This is a genomic window from Microbacterium sp. cf332 (assembly GCF_900102175.1).
GTDB lineage: Bacteria > Actinomycetota > Actinomycetes > Actinomycetales > Microbacteriaceae > Microbacterium.
The window spans coordinates 959,257-980,685 of the sequence record NZ_FNKN01000001.1 but is presented as its reverse complement, the minus strand read 5'-3'; the positions used below and the strand labels follow the sequence as shown (position 1 = coordinate 980,685).

Sequence of the window (21,429 nt, the reverse complement as noted above, 5' to 3'; positions counted from 1 at the left end):
ATGATTACGCTGGTCCTGTGACCGCGGCTCAGCTTCCCGACCTGACCACCTACGACGGCGTGCTCTTCGACCTCGACGGCGTGCTGACCCCGACCGCCGACGTGCACATGCGCGCCTGGCAGACGATGTTCACCGAGCTCTTCACCGCGTGGGGCATCACTCCGCCCTACACGGCCGACGACTACTTCCGTCACCTCGACGGGAAGAAGCGCTACGACGGCGTTGCGAGCCTCCTGCGCTCGCGCGACGTCGAGGTCCCCTGGGGCGAGCCCGGCGATGACCCCGCGGCCGACACCGTGTGCGGCATCGGCAACCGCAAGAACGCCGTGTTCGAGCGAGTACTGCGGTCAGAGGGCATCGCCCCGTACCCCGGATCGCTCGCGCTCGTCGACAAGCTGCAGGCCGCCGGCATCCCGATCGCGGTGGTGTCGAGCTCCAAGAATGCGCGCGAGGTCCTCGGGGTCGCCGGTCTGCTCGAGCGGTTCCCCGTCATCGTGGACGGCGTCGTCGCCGAAGAGCGTCACCTGCCGTCGAAGCCCGCCCCCGACGTCTTCGCCGAGGGCGCCCGCATGCTCGGCGTCGATCCGGCGCGCTCGGTCGCGGTGGAGGACGCCCACTCCGGTGTCGAGTCGGCCGTCGCGGCAGGCTACGCTCTCGTGATCGGCGTCGATCGCGGTGCCGGTGCCGACGCGCTCCGCGCCCGCGGTGCCCACGTCGTCGTCGACGATCTCGACGCCTTCGTCTGACCCTCCCGACATCCCGCCCGCCCCCGCCCCGCCCGCCTCCCGCGCCGCGGCGCCCCCTCCATCGGAAGGCCGCCATGATCGATCGCGATCGATTCCCCGTCGACCCCTGGCGACTCGTCGAGAAGAAGTTCTCGATCGACGACATCGGTGTCACCGAGACCCTGTTCGCGGTCGGAAACGGCTACCTCGGTCTGCGCGGCAATCATCCCGAGGGTCGCCACGCCCACGAGCACGGGACCTTCATCAACGGCTTCCATGAGATCTTCCCGATCCGTCACGCCGAGCAGGCCTACGGCTTCGCGGAGGTGGGTCAGACCATCATCAACGCGCCCGACGCGAAGGTCATGCGGGTGTACGTCGACGATGAGCCGCTCGCCCTCGACGTGGCCGACGTCCGCGACTACGAGCGGGTCCTCGACATGCGCACGGGCGTGCTGACGCGCAACCTGCGGTGGGTGACCCCGAGCGGCAAAGAGGTGCAGGTCGACTTCGAGCGGCTCGTGTCGTTCGAGCAGAAGCACCTCGCGATCATGCGCCTGACCATCACGGTGCTGAACTCCGACGCGCCCGTCACGGTGAGCTGCCAGATCGTCAACCGCCAGGACGGCGAGGACGTCTACGGGGGATCGGCGCCGAATCGCACGGCGGCCGGGTTCGATCCGCGCAAGACGGAGAAGATCGAGGAGCGGGTGCTCCAGCCGCAGGAGTACTGGCAGGACGACGAGGGTCGCGCCGTGCTGTCGTACAAGGCGTCGAACTCCGGCATGACCGTCTCGGTCGTCGCCGACCACCTCATCGAGACCGAGAACGAGTATTCGGCCCGCCGCCTCGTCGAGCCCGACATCGCCAAGAACGTCTTCCGCGTGCACGCGAAACGAGGCGTGCCGGTGACCGTCACCAAGCTCGTCAGCTACCACACGTCGCGCGGCGTCCCCGCCCGGGAGCTGGTCGACCGCGGGCGTCGCGTGCTCGACCGCGTCCGCGACGAGGGCGTCGATGCGCAGTTCGCGCGGCAGGCGGCGTGGTGCGCCGATTTCTGGCGCCGCTCGGACGTGCGCATCGGCGGACACGAGGACTTGCAGCAGGCGACCCGCTGGTGCCTGTTTCAGCTCGCGCAGGCGGCCGCGCGCGCCGACGGTCAGGGCGTGCCCGCCAAGGGCGTCTCCGGGTCGGGGTACAGCGGGCACTACTTCTGGGACACCGAGGTCTACGTGCTGCCGTTCCTGGCGTACACGACGCCGCTATGGGCGCGCAACGCGCTGCGCATGCGCTACCTGATGTTGCCCGCGGCGCGGCGCCGGGCCCGTCAGCTGAACGAGGCCGGGGCGCTCTTCCCGTGGCGCACCATCAACGGCGAGGAGGCCTCGGCCTACTACGCCGCCGGGACCGCGCAGTACCACATCAACGCCGACGTCAGCTTCGCGCTCGCGAAGTACGTCCGGGCGACGGGCGACGTCGACTTCCTCTACCGGGAGGCCGTCGACATCGCGGTCGAGACCGCGCGCCTGTGGTCGACCCTCGGCTTCTGGCGCTTCGGGGAGGACGGCGACGCGGAGTCGTTCAACATCCACGGCGTCACCGGGCCCGACGAGTACACGACCGTCGTCAACGACAATCTCTTCACCAACGTGATGGCCCGGTTCAACCTGCGCTTCGCCGCTCGGACGGTGCGCGAGATGGCGGCGGAGGCGCCCGAGGCCTATCGGGCGCTCACCGAGCGCCTCGACCTCGACCCGGCCGAGGCGGATGCCTGGGAGCGCGCGGCCGAGGCCATGCACATCCCCTTCAGCGACTCGCTCCGCATCCACCCGCAGGACGCGGTCTTCCTCGAGCGCGAGGTGTGGGACCTCGAGAACACCCCCGACAGCCAGCGTCCGCTGCTGCTGCATTTCCACCCGCTCGTCATCTACCGGTACCAGGTGCTCAAGCAGGCCGACGTGGTGCTCGCCCTGTTCCTGCAGGGCAACCACTTCACCGACGAGCAGAAGCTCGCCGACTTCGAGTACTACGACCCGCTGACGACGGGCGACTCGACGCTGTCGGGGGTCGTCCAGTCGATCCTCGCGGCGGAGGTGGGGTATCAGGACCTCGCGCTCGAGTACTTCCTCGAGTCGATCTACGTCGATCTCGGCGACCTGCACAGCAACGCCGCCGACGGCGTGCACGTGGCCTCGGCCGGCGGGGTGTGGACGTCGCTCGTCTCCGGCTTCGGCGGCATGCGCGACCACTACGGCGAGCTGAGCTTCGACCCGCGCCTGCCCCGCGACTGGCCGTCGCTGAAGTACACGCTGCACTGGCAGGGCACCCGGCTCGACATCACGCTGACCGCCGATGCGATGACCGTCGCGGCGGGTCCCGGCGACGCCGTGGACTTCGCCGTCCGGGGACGTGATGTGCGGGTCGCGGGCGGCGAGACCGTCACCGTCCCCCTCGCCGGACAGGGTCCGCTGCTCGCGGGGCGGCCGTCGCTGCGCCAGCTCGCCGAGTCGCGTCGGGAGGACGGCTCGCTGCTGTCCGCCTCGGTGCCGGTCGCGACCGTCACGACGTCGATCCCCACCGTGACGAGTGAGATCCCCGCGATCACGGGAGAGATCCCGGTGGTCGCGGACTACGAGCACACGTTCGGCGCGCAGCAGGTGCACACCGGCATCGATTCCTGACCGCCCGCGTCGCGCTCACACACGGGTGGGTGCGACGCGGAGCGCGTCCGCCGCATCGCCCGCATCCTCCGCGACGATGGCCCGGACCGCGTCTCGACCCGCACGGTTGGCACCGACCGTCGACTGCGAGGGGCCGTAGCCGATGAGGAACAGGCGCGGTTCGTCGAGCGCGCGACCGTTCGCGACGCGGATGCCACCGGCCGCCGTGCGCAGACCGAGCGGGGCGAGGTGGGGGATGTCGGCCCGGAAGCCGGTGGCCCACAGGATCGCGTCGGCGTGCTCGATGGTCCCGTCCGACATGCGGACGCCCTCCGGCTCTATCCGCTCGAACATCGGATGCCGCACGAGCACCCCGCGTCGCTCCGCGGAGTCGGCCCAGCGATTCCTGTGCAGACCGGTGACCGAGATCACGCTGCCGGGCGGGAGTCCCTGTCGCACACGCTCCTCGACGCCGGCGATCGCGGCGATACGGGCGGCGGTGTCGAAGTCGCCCGCATCCCAGCGCGGCTCGTCGCGCGTCACCCAGAACGTGTCGGCGACGACGGAGATCTCGTCGAGCAGCTGGATGGCCGAGATGCCGGCACCCACGATCACGACGCGCTGACCGGCGAACTCGTCGGCCGACGCGTAGTCGTGCACATGCAGCTGCCGGCCCCGGAAGCTCGCTGCTCCCGGGTAACGCGGCCAGAACGGACGCCGCCACGTGCCGGTGGCGTTGACGACCCATCGCGTCGACCACGAGCCGGTGTCGGCGGCCACACGCAGGCGGCCGCGCGGGTCGTCGTCCTCGCGCTCGACGCGTGACACCTCGACCGGCCGCAGGACCCGCAGGTCGAAGCGCCGCTCGTACTCGTCGAAGTAGGCCGGCAGCACCGTGCGTGCCGCGGCGCGGGGATCGGCGGGCGGCACCGCGTGACCGGGCAGCTCGTGGATGCCGTTGACGGTTTCCATCCGCAGCGACTCCCAGCGGTGCTGCCAGGCGCCGCCGGGGGCGTCCTCGGCGTCGAGCACGACGAAGGATCGCGCGGAGCGGCCGACCCCGTCGGCACCCGGGCCGATGGGGTCGAAGCCGCGACGGCGCAGGTGGTGGGCCGCGGACAGCCCCGCCTGCCCCGCGCCGATCACGACGACGTCGACGGGTGTTGCGGGCATGCCCCGTGCAACCGCGGCCACCCTCGCACTGTTCCCGCAGCGGGGATGCCGGCAGGGCGGGTGTCGGCGGTACGCCGTAGTCTGTTCGGGTGACCACCGCCCTCTACCGCCGCTACCGTCCCGAAGCGTTCGGCGAGATGATCGGCCAGTCGCAGGTGACCGAACCCCTGATGACGGCGCTCCGTTCCGACCGCGTCGGTCACGCCTATCTGTTCTCGGGCCCGCGCGGCTGCGGGAAGACGACGTCGGCGCGCATCCTCGCCCGCTGCCTCAACTGCGCTCAGGGGCCCACCGACACCCCGTGCGGCACGTGCGACAGCTGTGTCGAGCTCAGCCGCGGCGGCGGTGGCTCGCTCGACGTGGTCGAGATCGATGCGGCCTCCCACAACGGTGTCGACGATGCACGCGATCTCCGCGAGCGCGCCGTCTTCGCTCCCGCGCGCGACAGGTTCAAGATCTTCATCCTCGACGAGGCGCACATGGTCACGGCGCAGGGATTCAACGCCCTGCTCAAGCTCGTGGAAGAACCGCCCGCGCACGTGAAGTTCATCTTCGCGACCACCGAGCCCGAGAAGGTCATCGGCACGATCCGCTCGCGCACGCACCACTACCCGTTCCGCCTCGTGGCCCCCGCCGCGATGCTCGAATACGTCGAGCAGCTCAGCGCGCAGGAGGGCGTCCAGGTCGAGGCCGGCGTCCTGCCGCTCGTCGTGAGGGCCGGGGGCGGGTCGCCCCGAGACACCCTCTCGCTGCTCGACCAGCTCATCGCCGGCTCCGACGACGGAGCGGTCGCCTACGAGCGCGCCGTGGCCCTCCTGGGCTACACGCACGCCGAGCTGCTCGACGAGGTGGTCGGCGCGTTCGGCGCCGTCGACGCGGCCGCGGCGTTCGCGGCGGTCGACCGCGTCATCCAGACCGGTCAGGACCCGCGCCGATTCGTCGACGATCTCCTCGAGCGACTGCGCGACCTCATCATCGTCTCCGCGACGGGGCAGGGCGCGTCCGCCGTGCTGCGCGGCGTCTCGGCCGAGGAGCTCGAGCGCATGGGACGTCAGGCCTCGCTCTTCGGCACCGATCGGCTCTCGCGCACCGCCGACCTCGTCGTCACCGCTCTCGACGAGATGTCGGGGGCGACCTCCCCGCGCCTGCAGCTCGAACTGCTCGTGGCGCGCGTGCTCGCGGCGGCGCAGCACAGTGTTCCCGTCGCGGATCAGGCGCCGGTCGCCGCTGCGCCCGCTTCGCATGCCTCGGCGACTCCGGCCGCGCCGGCGGCGCCTCCGCGCATCGTCGTCCCCGCTTCCGCCTCGCCCGACGCCGCGCCGAGCACTCCCGCCCCGTCCGGCGTCGATCGGGCGCCCGCCCCCGCGGTTGCCGCCGGGCCGGCGAGCGGTGGAGCGAGCGTCGCATCCGCCCCCGCCGAGCCCCGCGACCCGTCGACCGTCACGCTCGGACAGATGCGCGACGCCTGGCCCGAGGTGCTGCAGCGCCTCGAATCGACCAGCCGGACGTCATGGATGATCGCGTCCGTCGCCTCGCCCGTGGCGTTCTCCGAGACGGGTGTCCTCACCCTCTCGTTCCAGAGCCATTCCGATGTCCTGCAGTTCAAGAAGCTCACCGCGGGCAAGGGGCCGAGCGAAGACCTGCGCGGCGCGATCCTCGGGGTGCTCGGTGTCCGGGTGAAGTACGTCGCCCGCCACGACTCCGATCCCGGTGGTGGCGCCGGCCCGAGCGCCCCCGCGCCGTCCGGGTCCGACGGAGAGCCGGCCGGTGGGGCGCCGACTCCGGCGGTCGCGCCGCCCGCGGGAGGTCCGGGCGCCGGCGCCGACGGTTCCCCGCGACGGAGCGCCTCGCAGCAGAGCACGGCGCCGCAGAGCGCCCCGCGTGCGTCGGGTGCGCCGACCCGCTCGGTCCCGACAACCGGGGGGACCGCCGCATCGTCGTCGTACGCCGGTCCGGTCACCGAATGGGCGGTGGCGCCCATCCCGCAGAGCGACCCGGTGGCCCAGCTCGCGGTCGACGACGAGCCCGAAGACGCGGTCGCCGCACCGGTACGCACCCTGACGGCTCCACACGACGGCGACGTCGACCCGTACCCCGAGCCGCTGCCGCCGATCGATGACGAAGACCGGGATGAGCCGCCGCCGCCCGTCGACGAATACGCTCCCGTCCCGCCTCGCGGTCCGGTGACGGTCGAACGCCCGGCCTCGGCCGTGGCGTCCCCGACGCTCGCTCGCGGTGTCGCCGAACGTGCCCTCGCCGACCGTGCCCCCGCATCTCGGGTCGACCCGGTCTCCCCGCCGTCCGAGCCGCCGGCCGGCGCACGACCCGCCCGGGGCGGGATCGAACGCTACGGCGAGGCGGTCGTCCGGCAGATGCTCGGCGCGACATTCGTCCGTGAAGAGCCCTTCACCTCACCCACGAGATTCGGCTGAGCATGTACGACGGCATCGTCCAAGACCTCATCGACGAGTTCGGCCGCCTTCCCGGCATCGGCCCGAAATCGGCGCAGCGCATCGCCTTCCATATCCTCCAGACCCCCACGTTCGACGTCTCGAAGCTCTCGCACCTGCTGGGCGAGCTGCGGGAACGCGTGCGGTTCTGCGAGGTGTGCGGCAACGTCTCCGAGCAGGAGCGCTGCGCCATCTGCCGCGACCCGCGACGAGACGCCGCGTTCATCTGCGTCGTCGAAGACGCGAAGGACGTCGCGGCCATCGAGCGCACCCGCGAGTTCCGCGGGCTCTATCACGTGCTCGGTGGAGCGATCAGTCCGATCGGCGGAGTCGGGCCCGATGACCTGCGCATCGCGCAGCTCATGCAGCGCCTCGCCGACGGCACCGTCCAGGAGGTCATCCTCGCGACCAACCCGAACCTCGAGGGCGAGGCGACCGCGACCTATCTCAGCCGTCTGCTCACGACGCTCGAGATCCGCGTCACGCGTCTCGCATCCGGGCTGCCCGTGGGCGGCGACCTCGAGTACGCCGACGAGGTCACCCTCGGCCGCGCCTTCGAGGGCCGTCGCCAGCTCTGACGCCCCACCCGGGGGTGGGCCCGACCGGGGCCGGGCCCGCCCGGCGTTCACGCGGACGGGTCGGCGAGCCCCACGACATCGAGGAGCCAGGCCAGCTCGAACGCCCGCTCGCGCCACGAGTTGTAGCGGCCGCTGACGCCGCCGTGCCCGGCCACCATCTCGCACTTCAGCAACGCGTCGGCGCCGACCTCGCGCAGGCGGGCGACCCACTTCGCCGGCTCGACGTACATGACCCGGGTGTCGTTGAGCGAGGTGACCGCGAGGATGCGCGGGTACGCGACGTCGTCGCGGACGTTCTCGTACGGTGAGTACGACTTCATGTACGCGTAGACCTCGGGGTCATGCAACGGGTCGCCCCACTCGTCCCATTCGATGACCGTCAACGGCAGCGAGGGATCGAGGATCGTCGTCAACGCGTCGACGAAGGGAACAGCCGCGAGCACGCCGGCGAACAGCTCCGGTGCGATGTTGGCCACCGCGCCCATGAGCAGGCCGCCGGCCGACCCGCCCTCGGCCGTCAGCCGTTCCGGCGACGTGTATCCGGTGTCGATCAGATGACGGGCCGCGGCGACGAAGTCGGTGAAGGTGTTGCGCTTGTGCAGCAGCTTGCCCTCCTCGTACCACTGGCGTCCCATCTCGCCGCCGCCCCGCACGTGAGCCACGGCGAAGACGACGCCGCGGTCGAGCAGCGAGAGGCGCGCGACCGACATCGCGGGATCGATCGAGTGCTCGTACGAGCCGTATCCGTAGAGGTGCAGCGCGCGGGGCGCGGCATCGGCGGCCGGATCGCCGAAGGATCGCTTCCACACCACCGACACCGGGATGCGCGTGCCGTCCTCAGCGCCGGCCCACACCCGGCGCTGCTCGTAGTCGGCCGGGTCGTAGCCGCCGAGCACCGGCTGTCGCTTGCGCAGCAGCAGCTCGCCGGTCGCGACGACGTAGTCGTAGACCGTGCCGGGCGTCACGAACGAGCCGTATCCGAGCCGGAGGACCGGCGGTGCCCACTCGGGGTTGCCGCCGGAGCCGACGGTGTACAGGGGCTCGTCGAAGGCGAGCTCACGCACCGAACCCGCCGCGTAGTCGAAGATCCCCAGGCGCTGCAGCCCGTCGCGCCGATAGCCGAGCAGCGCCCAGTCGCGGAACGTCGAGAGGCCCTCGAGCCGCGTGCCAGGCTCGTGTGCGAGCACGACGTCACGTGCGCCGGTCGGGTCAGCGGCGCTCACCCGGACGAGCTCGAAGTCGAGGGCGCCGTCGTTGTGCAGGATGTAGAGCACGTCCTCGCCGTCGACGACCGCGTGAGAGACGGAGTACTCCACGCCCTCGCGACGCGGCCACACCGAGCGGGGCTCGGCGCGCAGATCGTCGGCCGGCACCAGGAGCTCCTCGCTGGTGATCGACGACCCGACCTCGATCACGAGGTAGCGGTCGCTGCGGGTGAAGCCGGCTCCGACCCAGTAGCGCTCGTCGGGCTCGTGGAAGAGGCGTTCGTCGGACGCCGGGTCGGCGCCGATCTCGTGCAGCCACACGGAGTCCGGGCGCCACGCGTCGTCGACCGTCGAGTAGACGACGAACCGGCCGTCGGGCGAGAGCGTGGCGCCTGCGAAGGTGCCGGTGATCACGTCGGGCAGATCCGCGCCGGTCGCGATGTCGCGCAGGCGCAGCGTGTACCGCTCGTCGCCCTCGGTGTCGACGCCGTAGAGCAGCTTCGAGCCGTCGGTCGACACCTCGAAGCTGCCGAGGGAGAAGAACTCCGCCCCCTCCGCCTCGACGTTGCCGTCGAGCAGCACCTGCTCGCCGGGCACCGCGGTGCCCGGCTCGAGCTGCGGGGGAGTCCAGTCGTCGTCCGCGGTCAACGGGGCGCGGCAGTGGATGCCGTACTGGCTGCCCTCGACGGTGCGGCTGTAGTACCACCACCGGCCGCGGCGCGTGGGCACCGACAGGTCGGTCTCGAGAGTGCGGCCCTTGATCTCGTCGAAGATGCGGTCGCGGAGCCCGGCGAGGTGCGCCGTGCGGGCGTCGGTGTAGGCGTTCTCGGCCTCGAGGTGCGCGACCACGTCGCCGTCCTCCTTCTCGCGCAGCCACTCGTAGCGGTCGACGACCTCGTCGCCGTGGTGCCGGCGACGGTGCTCGCGGACGGCCGCGACGGGGGCGGCAGGTGCGGGGGCGGGTGCGGGGGCGGCGGTGTCGCGGGTCTCGGTCACCGTTCCACGCTAGCGCCGAGATCGGCAGGCTCGGCGGATCGGATTCCCGGTGGCGGCGATGGTGTGGCAGGATTCGATGGTCCGGTTGCCGGACCCTGAACAGACGGTGAACTCTTCGTTCGCGCCCGCCGCCTCGCGGCAACCCGACCCGTACTCGAGGACCCGCGTTCGCGGGTCCGCCACGTCACAGAGAGCGCACAGTGGAAACCGCTGTACTCATTCTTCTGCTGGTCATCGGACTGGCCCTCTTCTTCGACTTCACCAACGGCTTCCACGACACCGCGAACGCGATGGCCACGCCCATCGCGACGGGCGCGCTGAAGCCCAAGGTCGCCGTCCTCCTCGCTGCGAGCCTCAATCTCGTCGGCGCCTTCCTCTCGACCGAGGTGGCGAAGACCGTCTCGCACGGCATCATCCACGAGGAACAGCTCGCGGCGACCGCGCTGCTGCCGCTGATCTTCGCGGGACTGATCGGCGCCATCACGTGGAACATGCTCACGTGGCTGCTCGGGCTTCCCTCCAGTTCGTCGCACGCCCTGTTCGGCGGCCTGATCGGGGCGACGCTCGTCGGTGTCGGCGCCATGGCCATCGACTTCGGCGTCGTGCTGAGCAAGATCATCCTCCCCGCGCTCATCGCCCCCGTCACCGCCGGCATCATCGCCTTCACGGTCACCAAGGTGGCCTACGCCGTCACGCGCCGGCACGACAACAAGCCGGACGGGCGAGACGGGTTCCGGTGGGGCCAGATCTTCACGTCGTCGCTCGTCGCGCTCGCGCACGGCACCAACGACGCGCAGAAGACGATGGGCGTCATCACGCTCGCCCTCATCGCGGCGGGCTGGCAGAACGCCGAGCACGCCGAGCCGCAGCTGTGGGTCATCGTGGCCTGCGCCGTGACGATCGCCCTCGGCACGTACATGGGCGGATGGCGCATCATCCGCACCCTCGGCAAGGGACTCACCGACGTGAAGCCCGCCCAGGGGTTCTCGGCCGAGGCGTCCACCGCCTCGACGATCCTCGCCTCGAGCGCGCTCGGGTTCGCTCTGTCGACGACCCAGGTCGCTTCCGGCTCCGTGATCGGCTCGGGCCTCGGACGCCGCGGCTCGACCGTGCGTTGGCGGACGGTCGGACGCATCGCGGTCGGCTGGCTCCTCACCCTGCCGGCGTCGGGAGCGGTCGGCGCGCTCGCCGCGCTGCTCGTGGTGTGGTTCGGGGCCGTCGGCATCATCGTCGACGCGATCTTCGCCGTCGGCATCGTGCTGGCCCTCTTCCTGCGATCGCGTCGCAACGAGGTGCACGCGGGCAACGCGATGAGCGAGGTCGCCGACTCGGGCCACGCCGTCGATGTGCCCGCCGACCCGCCGCCGACCCGGCGGCAGCGCCGGGCGACGGCCGCCGCAGCCGCGCAGAGCGCGGGCTCCCAGCGGGCGGAGGAGGAGCGATGAGCGTCTCGATCGACTGGTTCGCGTTCGTCCAGGTGTTCGCGGCCGCCATCTCGGGGGCGGTGCTCGTGGTCGGCTTCTACGCGCTCGGCGTGCGGATGCTGGTGCGCGCGGGGCGCGTGCCCGTCGTGACCCCGGCCGAGTTCACCGACGCGATCTCGGTCATCAGCGAGAAGCAGGCCCGGCGCCACGCGAAGGCGGCGGCCAAGGCGGCGAAGAAGAACCCGCTCACGGCGGGTCAGAAGCAGCTCGCCCTCGTCACGGCCTACGGCGCCTTCGGCCTCTGCGGTCTCGCGGTGCTCGGCGGCATCGTCCTCATCGTCGCGGGCCGCTAGGCACGCCCGTCGCGGTCGCGGCCGTGGCGGACCCCCGGCCTAGGCTGTCGACATGACCTCAGCGCCGCTCCCCGGTCCCGTGCCGTCCGACGGCCGCGCGGGACCGGTGCAGTTCGGCCGGCACGCTCCGGCGAGCCACGTCATCGTGCACCTCAGCGACACCCACCTGCTCGCGGCGGGTGCCGCCCTCGGCGGGCGGTACGACGTCGAGGCGAATCTCGCGGCCACCCTGGCGGCGGTCGAGCGGACGGGGGTCCGACCCGATGCGCTCGTCTTCACGGGCGACCTGACCGACCTCGGCGAGCCGGACGCCTACCGGCGGCTCCGCGATGCCGTCGAGCCCCTCGCCGACCGGCTCGGAGCGCCCGTGGTGTGGGTCGCCGGCAATCACGACGAGCGCGGGGCGATGCGCTCCGGCCTGTTCGACGGTCCCGCCGACGACGGACCGCTGACGGGCGTGTGGGATCTCGCCGGGCTGCGGCTCGTCGCCCTCGACTCATCGGTGCCGGGCTGGCACCACGGCGAGATCGATGCGCAGCAGCGCGAATGGCTGCGTGGGATCCTGTCCGAGCCGGCCCCGCACGGCACGATCCTGGCACTCCACCACCCGCCGATCCCGAGTCATGTGCCGCTGTTCGACATTCTCGAGCTGCGAGACCAGGACGCGCTGGCCGAGGCGATCGCCGGATCCGACGTGCGCGCCATCCTCGCGGGTCATCTGCACTACTCGACCTCCGGCACGTTCGCCGGTGTTCCGGTCAGCGTCGCCTCCGCCACCTGCTACACGATGAACCTGCAGCGCCCGCCGCAGGAGGTGAACGGGATGGACGCCGGGCAGGCGTTCCAGCTCGTGCACGTGTACGACGACGTCATCACCCACACCGTCGTGCCCGTCGTCGAAGCGCCGACGGGCGACTACTTCTCGGACGAATGGATCGACCGGATGGCGCGACTGTCGCCCCGAGAGCGTCTCGAGGCGTTCTCCCGCAAGCGCTGACTAGGCTGGGAGCGTTCCTCCCATCGCCGTGAGACCCACAAGGACCCGTGCATGACGTCGCCCACTTCCGCCACCCGCACCGAGACCGACTCGCTCGGCTCGCTCGAGATCCCTGCCGACGCGTACTGGGGGGTGCACACGGCGCGAGCGCTCGAGAACTTCCCCATCTCGCAGAGACCGATCTCGGTGTATCGAGACCTGGTCCGCGCCCTGGCGATGGTGAAGCAGGCGTCGGCACGCGCGAACCGCGACATCGGCGTGCTCGACGCCGAGCGCGCCGACCTCATCGACCGCGCGTCGCAGCTGGTGATCGAGGGCGAGTTCCACGACCAGTTCGTCGTGGGCGTCGTCCAGGGCGGGGCCGGCACGTCGACGAACATGAATGCGAACGAGGTCATCACCAACGTCGCGCTCGAGCTCGCGGGACGTCCGAAGGGCGACTACGGCTTCCTCTCGCCGATCGATCACACCAACCGCAGCCAGTCGACCAATGATGTCTACCCGACCGCGATCAAGGTGGGACTCGCGCTCGATCTGCGGACCCTCCTCGACGAGCTCGCGCTGCTGCGCGAGTCGTTCCTCGCGAAGGCGGTCGAGTTCCACGACGTCCTGAAGGTCGGCCGTACCCAGCTGCAGGACGCCGTTCCCATGACCCTGGGGCAGGAGTTCCACGGGTTCGCGACGACCCTCGGCGAGGATCATTCGCGGCTGGGCGAGAACGCCTCGCTCCTGTACGAGATCAACATGGGGGCGACCGCGATCGGCACGGGCATCACCACCCACCCCGACTACCGCCCCGCCGTCGTGAAGCACCTGCGCGAGATCACCGGGCTCGACCTCTCGAGCGCGGTGGACCTCGTCGAGTCCACGAGCGACACCGGCTCGTTCATGTCGTTCTCGTCGTCGCTCAAGCGCAACGCGATCAAGCTGTCGAAGATCAGCAACGACCTGCGCCTGCTCTCCAGCGGACCGCAGGCCGGACTCGGCGAGATCAACCTGCCCGCGCGTCAGGCGGGATCGAGCATCATGCCCGGCAAGGTCAATCCCGTCATCCCGGAGGTCGTCAACCAGGTCGCGTTCGCGGTCGCGGGCGCCGACCTCACCGTCACGATGGCCGTCGAGGGTGGGCAGCTGCAGCTCAATGCGTTCGAGCCGATCATCGCCCACTCGATCTTCCAGTCGATCACGTGGATGCGTCGTGCGATGCGCACGCTGCGCGTGAACTGCGTCGACGGCATCACGGCCAACCGCGAGCGCCTCGGTGCGATGGTGGGCTCGTCGGTCGGCGTCGTGACGGCGCTCACGCCTTTCATCGGATACGCGGCGGCGGCGGCTCTCGCCAAGACCGCACTGCTGACGCACCGCAACGTGGGCGACCTCGTCGTCGAGGCCGGGCTGATGTCGCGTGCCGAGGTCGACAAGCAGCTCTCGCCCGCGCGGCTGTCGGGACTGCAGGCGGTCACGGCGGCGATCCCGATCATCCTCGCCGACGCGGACGACAGCGTCGCGCGCTGACGCGCCGGCGCGGCAAGCCTTTGTGCCGTGGGCTCTTCTCTCGCTAACGTCGAGGCTGTTCATCACTTTCCGACTGACCGGGGGACCCCATGACCGACCCGAACAACCCGTCCGCGCCGCAGCCTCCGGCCTACCAGCCGCCCGCATACCCGACGTCGTCGGACGCCTCGTACGCGAACCCCGACGCGCCCGTGCCGGGCAAGACCCTCGGCATCATCGCGTTCATCCTCGCGCTCGTGCCCGTGGGGCTCCAGCTCATCGGGCTGATCCTCGGCATCGTCGCACTCGTCCAGAGCAAGAAGGCCGGGCGGAAGAACGGGCTCGCCCTCGCGGCGATCATCATCAGCTCGATCCTCCTCGTGCTCACCATCGTCGGCGTCATCGTCCTCTTCACCGTCATCGGCGGCGTCTCGAACGACATCTACCAGGCGTGCATCGTCGAGGGTGCCGACACCGTCACGGTCTGGGGCCAGACGCAGTCCTGCTCCTCCGTCCGGAACTGAGCCCTCTGCACCGCACCGCGAGAAAGACCCCCGCCGACGCGAATCGGCGGGGGTCTCTCCCGTTTCGGGCGACGCTGCGGTCGCGAGCCCGTCAGTCGGTGATGCGGCAGTGCGTGCGCAGCTCGCCGATGCCGTCGATGCCGACCGTCACGACCGAGCGGTCGCGCAGGAAGATCTGCGGGTCGCGCGAGTAACCCGCTCCTCCGGGGCTCCCCGTCGAGATGAGCGTGCCCGGCAGAAGCGTCGCAGCCGTCGACAGGTGGGCCACGAGGGTCGCGACCGAGCGGATCATCTGGCCCGTCGAGGCGTCCTGCACGGTCTGCCCGTCGACGACGGCCCAGATGTGCAGGTCCTGCGGGTCGGGCACCTCGTCGGCCGTCACGACGAAGGGGCCGGTCGGGGTGAAGCCGTCGAACGACTTGCACCGCGACCACTGCGCCTCGGAGAACTGGATGTCGCGTGCCGTGATGTCGTTGACCACCGTGTAGCCCCAGACGTGGTCGAGGGCGTCGTCGGCGCCGACGTCCTTGGCCGGGGTGCCGATGATGACACCGAGCTCGGCCTCGTAATCGACGGATTCGCTGAGGGTGCGCGGCCACGAGGTGACGGTGTCGTGCGCGGTGAGGGAATTGGGCCACAGCGTGAACACCGTGGGCGCGGTGTCGGCCTTCAGGCCCAGCTCGCTCGAGTGGGCGGCGTAGTTGAGGCCGACGGCCAGCACGATCGGCGGGGCCAGGACGGCCGAGGCGAACGACGATCCGGCGACCGCGTGCCACGACACGGCCGGGGCGGACGCCGCCTCGGCGACGCGGGCGAGCCCGTCGTCGCCGAGCTCGATCAGCTGCTGGAGCTGCTCGGGTGCGCCGTCGAACAGGTCGCCGACGAGGGTGGCCCGGTCGTCGTCGACGAGCACGAGTCGGGGTTCGTCGGCCCCCGCGGTCATCACGTGGGCAAAGCGCATGCTCTCAGGCTACCCGGCTCACGCGTCCGTCGCGGCGCGCCCGCGCGACGGCGCGGGCTGCTTGTCGGGGTCCAACCAATTCGTCGTGTCGGTCTTGAGGAACTTCACGTAGACGACGAGCGAGACGGCGATCACGACCGTGACGTAGGCGATGAACAGGGGGACCTGCGAGCTCGCGTTGGCCGCGGTGAAGAGCAGGGGAGCGGTACCGCCGAAGATCGAGTTCGCCATCGCGTAGCCGAACCCGACGCCGAGAGCGCGGATGTAGGTCGGGAACAGCTCGGCCTTCACGATCGCGTTGATCGACGTGTATCCGGTCAGGATGACGAATGCTCCGATGAGGAGGGCGAAGGCGATCACCGGGTCGGTCTGCTGCGGCAGGTAGGTGAGGAAGAACCACGTGTACAGCACGGCGCCGATCCCGAAGAAGATGAGCAGCGCGCGTCGGCCGACACGGTCCGAGATCCAGCCGCCGAGCGGCTGGAGCAGCATGAGCACCGTCAGGGCGATCAGGTTGATGACGGTTCCGGCGATGACATCGCCGCCGGCGAAGGTGTTCTTCACGATGTTCGGTCCGGTGACGGAGTAGGTGTAGAACGCGACGGTGCCGCCCATCGTCACGAAGAAGCACAGCAACAGCGGTCGCCACTGCACGACGAGCAGGTCGCGCATCGAGCCGGCGCGGGTGAACTGGCCCGTACGGACCGCCTCGAGGGTCTCGTGGCTGAGCGACTCGTCCATCGTGCGGCGCAGCCAGAACACCACAATCGCCGCCAGTCCGCCGATGCCGAACGCGACCCGCCAGCCCCATTCGCCGATCTGCTCGGGAGTGAGCGTGAGCACCATGACGAGCAGGGTCGTCTGCGCGAGCACGTGTCCGCCGACGAGCGTCACGTAGTGGAACGACGACAGGAAGCCGCGGTGACCGGGGACGGCCGCCTCCGACATGTATGTGGCGCTCGCGCCGTACTCGCCGCCGGTGGCGAACCCCTGCGCGAGGCGTGCGATGAGCAGGATCACGGCCGCGCCGGCCCCGATGGTCGCGGCGGTCGGGGCGAGCGCGATGAGCGCCGAACAGGCGGCCATGACGGTCACCGAGACGGTGAGGGCGAACCGTCGACCGCGACGGTCGGCGAGGCGGCCGAAGTACCACGAGCCGAGCGGACGCATGAGGAACGTCACCGCGAAGATCGCCCACGCGTAGAGCGTGGAGTTCTGGTCGTCGGCGCTGAAGAACTGGGACTCGAAGTACGTCAGGAACACCGAGTAGACGTAGACGTCGTACCACTCGACGAGATTCCCCGCGGAGCCTTTGAGCGTGTTGAGCACCGAGCGCTTGACGCTCCGGGGCGGGGATGCTGTCGCCGTCGACATGAGCCGTTCCTCTCTCTGCGGCGAGCGCGCCGGTGCGGTCGCCGAATGATCCGAGAACCAGGATGTCGGCGCCCTCATGCGGGTGGCCGGGATCTTTACATCGCCTTTACAGTCCGACGGGTGACGGGCGCCCGGCGGCCGCGGAGCGCGGGCGCATCCGTCGTAACCTGCAGTATGCGTTTGCTCATCGTGGAGGACGACGACTCGGTCGCTGCGGCCCTCCTCGCCGCGCTGCGGCGGTCGCCGCACACGGCGACCCGCGTCGCGCGCGCCAGCGATCTGCTGCTGCGGCACCACGATCACGACGTCGTGCTGCTCGACCTCGGGCTGCCCGATCTCGACGGGATCGAGGCCCTGCGGCGGCTGCGACGCACGACCGAGGTGCCGCTCATCGTCGTGACCGCCCGCGGTGACGAGGACTCCACCGTCCGAGCCCTGCGCGCGGGGGCCGACGACTACGTCGTCAAGCCCGTCCGCATCCCCGAGCTGCTCGCACGGGTCGAGGCCGTCGCGCGCCGTCGTCTCGAGGCCCCGCGGGTGGATCGGGTGCGCATCGGTGACGGCGTCGAGGTCGACCTCGACGCCCGCCGCGTGACGGGCCGCACCGGCGAGGTGCACCTCACGGCGACGGAGTTCGCGATGCTCGCCGAGCTCGCCGGCTCGGCCGGGCGCGCCGTGAGCCGCCATCGTCTCCTCGACGCGGTCTGGGGCGACGCCTACGCGGCGTCGTCACGCTCGTTCGACGTGCACCTGACGGCGCTCCGGCAGAAGCTGCCGGGTGCGACCATCACGACGATCCGCGGGTACGGCTACCGGCTCGAGACGGAGTCGTGAAGGCGAGGATGCTCATCGGGCTGCTCCTGCTCGGAGGAGTGAGCCTCGTGGCGGTGCTCGTCCCGCTGCTGGGCGCCCTCGCATCCGCCCGCACGCAGGCACTGGTGCTGCAGCGGGGCGCGGCGCTCGACGAGATCGTGGCGGTGGCGACGACGGCGGGAGACGGCGATCCGGTGACCCTGCAGCGCTACCTCGACCGGTTCTTCGAGGTGCACGGCGAGTCCGTCCTCGTCGTCGACGGGGAGGGCGGACCCGTCGCCGCCGTCGGGGAGGTCCCCGACCCGGAGCGCGCTGATCGGATGCTGCTGTCGGCGCAGCGCAATCTGCCGCAGTACGACCTCCCCGTGGTGCTGCCGTGGTCGCCGTCGGCCCAGCCCATCGCGGCTCCCGTGCGTCGCGGGTCGGAGGTCGCGCAGGGCGGGGCGCTGCTCGTCGTGGATGCGGCCGATGCGCGCGCCGACGTGACGCGGTCCTGGTCGATCGCGGTGGGCGCGGCGCTGGTCCTGCTCGGCGCCCTCGTCGTGTTCTCGTTGCGCTTCGCCGATTGGGTGCTGCGTCCGGTACGCATCCTCGACACGGCGGCGGCCGAAGGGGCGGAGGGCACCGGCGTCCTGCCCGCGGTGCCGCTCGGCCCGCCCGAGATCCAACGGCTCTCCCGATCGGTCGCCCGCATGACGCAGGCGCGCGAGGAGGCGCTGCAGCGCCAGCGGGGGCTCGTCGCCGACGTATCGCATCAGCTGCGCAATCCGCTCACGGCCATGCGCTATCGGGTCGACGACCTGCTGGCCGACGACCCGGGCTCCGAGGCGGTCACGGCCCTCGACGGCGATCTCGAGCGACTGAGCGCGACGCTCGACCGCCTGCTCGCGATCGCGGAGGTCGAGCAGCGGGCGAGTCCTGAGGGCGTCGCCGTCGTCGGCGAGCACGTCACCTCGGCTCCCGCGCTCGCCGCCCTGTTCCGGCAGCGGCGAGACCTGGACCGCATCCGCATCCTGGCGGCCACACGCGGCGAGGTGGTCGTCGGCTGCCGTCGCAGCGACCTCGAGGACATCGCCTTCATCCTCGTCGAGAACGTCGGCAAGTACGGTGGTCCGTCGCCGACGGCGACGATCGCCCTGTGGGCCGAGGACGGCCGCGCGCTCCTGCGCGTCGCCGACGACGGCCCCGGGCTGCCGGACGAGGACCTCGGCCGGGTGGGCACCCGGTTCTGGCGCGCGGAGCCCCATCGCTCGCTGCCCGGCACCGGACTCGGGCACGCCGTGCTCGGCGCGATCGTGCACGCCAACGGCGGCACCGTCACCGTCTCGAGCGGGCGGCCGAGCGGCCTCGTCGTCACCGTCGCCCTGGCGGGTTCGTCGTGGAGCTGACGCGGCGAGCGCTCCTCGGCCTGGGTCTCGGGGGAGGGGCTCTTGCGCTCGCCTCGCTGGCGGGCTGCGGCCCCCGCGAGGGCCTGCCGCCGCTTCGTCTCGCGAGCGGCGAGCGCGGCGGCACGTACCTGCAGTTCGCCGAGAACTTCCGCGACCGTGTCGTCGCGCACCTGCCCGACGGGCTCATCGTCCTCGAGACCGAGGGAAGCGACGCGAACGTCGAGCTGCTCCGTGCGGGCCGGGCCGATCTCGGGCTGTGTCTGGCCGATCTCGCGGCCGAGCGGGCGGGTGACCTGCGCGCGGTCGGCCGCGTCTACCAGAACTACCTCCAGTGCCTCGTCCGTTCCGACTCCGATCTGGCGGTCGCCGCCGATCTGGCGGGGCGCGTCGTCTCGGTCGGTGCGCCGGGCTCCGGAGCAGCGCTCGCCGCGCGTCGCATGCTCGACGCCGTCGCGGCCCGCGGGGGAGCGGTGCGCGCGCGACAGCTGCCGCTGCGCGCGGCCCTCGACGCGCTCGAGACCCGGGAGCTCGACGCGGTGTTCTTCTCGGGGGGTGTCCCGATCCCCGAGCTGGTCGATCATCCGCCTCGCACCGGCGTCCGCCTGCTCGATCTCTCGGGGCCGGCGGAAGAGCTGCGGCGCTCCTGGCCGGAGTTCTATCGCCCGGTCGAGATCACCGCCGACGTGTACCCCGGTCAGGGGGATGCCACGACCGTCGGCATCCCCAACCTCCTGCTCGTTCGACCAGACGTCCCGTCCGATTCGGTGACGCTGCTCGTCGACGTTCTGCTCGACGAGGCGCCACGGCTCGTCCCCCCGGGCACGCTGGGCGTGCAGTACCTCACCGAGTCGTCGCTCATCGACACCGCACCGATCGAGCTGCATCCGGGCGCCCTCGCCGCCTACCGCGCGCGCTACGGCTGAGCCTGACGCACGAGCACAGCGCGTCCGCCCCAGCCGGGCGCCCCTAGGGTGGGGTCGTGTCGTTCCCGTCGCCCTTCTCGCAGCCGCAGCCCGGTCAGCCCGGCCCCGTGCCCGCTGCGCCGACGTCACCGCCCGTCGTCCCGCTCCGAGCCCGGCCCGGCGGGTGGGCCGTCGTATGGGTGGGGGCGGTGCTGGTGCTCCTGCTCCTCGGTCTGATCGCCTATCTCGTGACGTTCCTCGGCTGGGTCGCCTCGATCATCGGCGCCGTCCTGGCGCTCCTGCCCCTCCTGGGCGTGCTGTGGGTGGTGCGCGCCGTCGACCGCTGGGAGCCGGAGCCGCCTCGCCTGCTGTGGCTCGCACTCGGCTGGGGCGCCGTCGCCTCGGTCGTCATCGCCCTCGGGGTCGACCTGCTGCTGACGGTCGTCCTGGGTCCCGCCCGCGATCCGTTCACCGCGGCGCTCGGCAGCGTCGTGCAGGCGCCCATCGTCGAGGAGATCGCGAAGGGGCTGGGCATCCTCCTTCTGCTGCGCATCGGGCGCCGCTCCTTCGACGGCCCGGTCGACGGCGTCGTCTACGGCGCCATGATCGGGGCCGGCTTCGCCTTCACCGAGAACATCCTCTACTTCGCCGACAGCCTCATCTCGGGCGGAGTCGCGCAGGTCACCGTCACGTTCGTCCTCCGCGGTGTCCTCTCGCCGTTCGCGCACGTGATGTTCACGGCGGCCACCGGCTTCGCAGTCGGTCTCGCGGTGCGGCGGGGAGCCCGCGGCGGCGCCGTCTTCGCGCCGTGGGCGGTGGGCCTGGCCGCCGCGATCCTGCTGCACGCGCTGTGGAACGGCTCGGCCGTCTTCGCCGACTTCTTCGCCCTGTACGTCTCGCTGCAGGTGCCGCTGTTCGTCGGCTTCGTCCTCGGCGTCGTGCTGCTGCGGCGCGAAGAGGCCCGGCTCACGCGGGAGCGCCTCGGGGACTATGCCGCGGCGGGGTGGTTCACCCCCGTCGAGGTCGATCTCCTGGCGACGGGCGGGGGCCGGCGGCGCGCGCTGGCCTGGGCGCGGACCCTGCCGGGCGATCGCACCGAGACGATGCGTGCGTTCATCGCCGAGGCGACGCGGCTCGCCGCCGCGCGGCAGCGCGCGCTGACCGGCCGGGACGACACGGCACTCGCCGACGAGCGCGAGCATCTCGCCCGCGCCACGCGGCTCCGGCGGACCCTCCTGCAGTGACGCAGGTCGTGCCCGGGACAAGACTCAGCGCCCGGTGCTGCGGCGATGCCTGCGAGTCTCCCGGGCGCTGAGTTGGCCTACGACCATGATCCACCGGGGTCGATGCCGCGTCAAGAGGCGCGCGACCCGCACGCGCCGCGTTGCACCCGGCCCCCCGCTCGGGTTGGA

At 71.4% G+C, this 21,429-nt stretch carries 17 protein-coding genes; 13 read left to right on the top strand and 4 right to left on the bottom strand.

The features are described 5' to 3' along the window. The first annotated feature begins 17 nt into the window (after positions 1-17). Together BLT21_RS04660 and BLT21_RS04655 are read left to right on the top strand one after the other, a co-directional pair. Complete coding sequence (locus BLT21_RS04660; protein WP_091499811.1) at positions 18-746, top strand: HAD family hydrolase; 729 nt, start codon at positions 18-20, stop codon at positions 744-746. A gap of 74 nt (positions 747-820) precedes the next feature. Beyond that, positions 821-3,406 (top strand): glycoside hydrolase family 65 protein, encoded by a 2,586-nt coding sequence (locus tag BLT21_RS04655; RefSeq protein WP_091499809.1) that lies wholly within the window; start codon positions 821-823, stop codon positions 3,404-3,406. Positions 3,407-3,421: 15 nt separating this feature from the next. On the opposite strand, the gene BLT21_RS04650 is transcribed toward BLT21_RS04655, so the two are convergent. Continuing rightward, on the bottom strand, positions 3,422-4,558 hold the full coding sequence (locus BLT21_RS04650) for an NAD(P)-binding domain-containing protein (RefSeq protein WP_091499806.1): 1,137 nt from the start codon (positions 4,556-4,558) through the stop codon (positions 3,422-3,424). Positions 4,559-4,647: 89 nt separating this feature from the next. On the opposite strand from BLT21_RS04650, the gene BLT21_RS04645 reads away from it, so the two are divergent. Next, the gene (locus tag BLT21_RS04645; RefSeq protein WP_091499803.1) at positions 4,648-6,990 is read left to right on the top strand and encodes a DNA polymerase III subunit gamma and tau; all 2,343 of its coding nucleotides are present in this window, start codon (positions 4,648-4,650) and stop codon (positions 6,988-6,990) included. A gap of 2 nt (positions 6,991-6,992) precedes the next feature. Beyond that, positions 6,993-7,586 carry a recombination mediator RecR gene (gene recR / locus BLT21_RS04640; RefSeq protein WP_091499801.1) on the top strand — a complete coding sequence of 198 codons (594 nt, stop codon included), beginning with the start codon at positions 6,993-6,995 and terminating at the stop codon, positions 7,584-7,586. 47 nt (positions 7,587-7,633) lie between these two features. On the opposite strand, the gene BLT21_RS04635 is transcribed toward recR, so the two are convergent. Next, positions 7,634-9,787: a S9 family peptidase gene (locus tag BLT21_RS04635; RefSeq protein WP_091499798.1), complete on the bottom strand. Its 2,154-nt coding sequence runs from the start codon at positions 9,785-9,787 to the stop codon at positions 7,634-7,636. A gap of 200 nt (positions 9,788-9,987) precedes the next feature. Between BLT21_RS04635 and BLT21_RS04630 the strand changes: the two genes are divergently transcribed. The 5 genes from BLT21_RS04630 to BLT21_RS04610 all read left to right on the top strand — a co-directional run bounded on the left by BLT21_RS04630 (position 9,988) and on the right by BLT21_RS04610 (position 14,579). Continuing rightward, positions 9,988-11,232, top strand: coding sequence for an inorganic phosphate transporter (locus BLT21_RS04630; RefSeq protein ID WP_091499796.1), 1,245 nt, complete (start codon positions 9,988-9,990; stop codon positions 11,230-11,232). After that, positions 11,229-11,564, top strand: a complete 336-nt coding sequence (locus tag BLT21_RS04625) for a peptidase (RefSeq protein WP_091499793.1) — start codon at positions 11,229-11,231, stop codon at positions 11,562-11,564. Before BLT21_RS04630 ends, BLT21_RS04625 begins: the two co-directional genes overlap by 4 nt. Positions 11,565-11,616: 52 nt before the next feature. Then, positions 11,617-12,561: a phosphodiesterase gene (locus BLT21_RS04620; protein ID WP_091499790.1), complete on the top strand. Its 945-nt coding sequence runs from the start codon at positions 11,617-11,619 to the stop codon at positions 12,559-12,561. A gap of 51 nt (positions 12,562-12,612) precedes the next feature. Then, positions 12,613-14,076, top strand: a complete 1,464-nt coding sequence (locus BLT21_RS04615) for an aspartate ammonia-lyase (protein WP_091499788.1) — start codon at positions 12,613-12,615, stop codon at positions 14,074-14,076. An 89-nt stretch (positions 14,077-14,165) separates the two neighbouring features. Further along, positions 14,166-14,579: a DUF4190 domain-containing protein gene (locus BLT21_RS04610; protein WP_091499786.1), complete on the top strand. Its 414-nt coding sequence runs from the start codon at positions 14,166-14,168 to the stop codon at positions 14,577-14,579. Positions 14,580-14,670: 91 nt separating this feature from the next. Here BLT21_RS04610 and BLT21_RS04605 read toward each other — a convergent pair whose 3' ends face one another. Together BLT21_RS04605 and BLT21_RS04600 are read right to left on the bottom strand one after the other, a co-directional pair. Beyond that, the gene (locus tag BLT21_RS04605; protein ID WP_091499784.1) at positions 14,671-15,540 is read right to left on the bottom strand and encodes a fumarylacetoacetate hydrolase family protein; all 870 of its coding nucleotides are present in this window, start codon (positions 15,538-15,540) and stop codon (positions 14,671-14,673) included. An 18-nt stretch (positions 15,541-15,558) separates the two neighbouring features. After that, positions 15,559-16,914, bottom strand: a complete 1,356-nt coding sequence (locus BLT21_RS04600; RefSeq protein WP_091499782.1) for an MFS transporter — start codon at positions 16,912-16,914, stop codon at positions 15,559-15,561. Between the two features lie 174 nt (positions 16,915-17,088). On the opposite strand from BLT21_RS04600, the gene BLT21_RS04595 reads away from it, so the two are divergent. From BLT21_RS04595 to BLT21_RS04580, 4 genes are read left to right on the top strand one after another with little or no spacing between them, the layout of a single operon-like run. Continuing rightward, the gene (locus BLT21_RS04595; protein WP_091499779.1) at positions 17,089-17,748 is read left to right on the top strand and encodes a response regulator; all 660 of its coding nucleotides are present in this window, start codon (positions 17,089-17,091) and stop codon (positions 17,746-17,748) included. Next, on the top strand, positions 17,745-19,115 hold the full coding sequence (locus BLT21_RS04590; RefSeq protein ID WP_143024937.1) for a sensor histidine kinase: 1,371 nt from the start codon (positions 17,745-17,747) through the stop codon (positions 19,113-19,115). The genes BLT21_RS04595 and BLT21_RS04590 overlap by 4 nt, the downstream gene beginning before the upstream one ends. Continuing rightward, positions 19,106-20,038, top strand: coding sequence for a TAXI family TRAP transporter solute-binding subunit (locus BLT21_RS04585; protein WP_091499774.1), 933 nt, complete (start codon positions 19,106-19,108; stop codon positions 20,036-20,038). Before BLT21_RS04590 ends, BLT21_RS04585 begins: the two co-directional genes overlap by 10 nt. A 56-nt stretch (positions 20,039-20,094) precedes the next feature. Continuing rightward, positions 20,095-21,261 (top strand): PrsW family intramembrane metalloprotease, encoded by a 1,167-nt coding sequence (locus BLT21_RS04580; protein ID WP_091499771.1) that lies wholly within the window; start codon positions 20,095-20,097, stop codon positions 21,259-21,261. The last annotated feature ends 168 nt before the right edge of the window (positions 21,262-21,429 follow it).

What these genes read in the sequence shown, in the direction of transcription:
- BLT21_RS04620 (WP_091499790.1), top strand. Translation starts at nt 11,617, where the DNA reads ATGACCTCAGCGCCGCTCCCCGGTCCCGTGCCGTCCGACGGCCGCGCG.
- recR (WP_091499801.1), top strand. Translation starts at nt 6,993, where the DNA reads ATGTACGACGGCATCGTCCAAGACCTCATCGACGAGTTCGGCCGCCTT.
- BLT21_RS04650 (WP_091499806.1), bottom strand. Translation starts at nt 4,558, where the DNA reads ATGCCCGCAACACCCGTCGACGTCGTCGTGATCGGCGCGGGGCAGGCG.
- BLT21_RS04610 (WP_091499786.1), top strand. Translation starts at nt 14,166, where the DNA reads ATGACCGACCCGAACAACCCGTCCGCGCCGCAGCCTCCGGCCTACCAG.
- BLT21_RS04600 (WP_091499782.1), bottom strand. Translation starts at nt 16,914, where the DNA reads ATGTCGACGGCGACAGCATCCCCGCCCCGGAGCGTCAAGCGCTCGGTG.
- BLT21_RS04655 (WP_091499809.1), top strand. Translation starts at nt 821, where the DNA reads ATGATCGATCGCGATCGATTCCCCGTCGACCCCTGGCGACTCGTCGAG.
- BLT21_RS04615 (WP_091499788.1), top strand. Translation starts at nt 12,613, where the DNA reads ATGACGTCGCCCACTTCCGCCACCCGCACCGAGACCGACTCGCTCGGC.
- BLT21_RS04595 (WP_091499779.1), top strand. Translation starts at nt 17,089, where the DNA reads ATGCGTTTGCTCATCGTGGAGGACGACGACTCGGTCGCTGCGGCCCTC.
- BLT21_RS04605 (WP_091499784.1), bottom strand. Translation starts at nt 15,540, where the DNA reads ATGCGCTTTGCCCACGTGATGACCGCGGGGGCCGACGAACCCCGACTC.
- BLT21_RS04625 (WP_091499793.1), top strand. Translation starts at nt 11,229, where the DNA reads ATGAGCGTCTCGATCGACTGGTTCGCGTTCGTCCAGGTGTTCGCGGCC.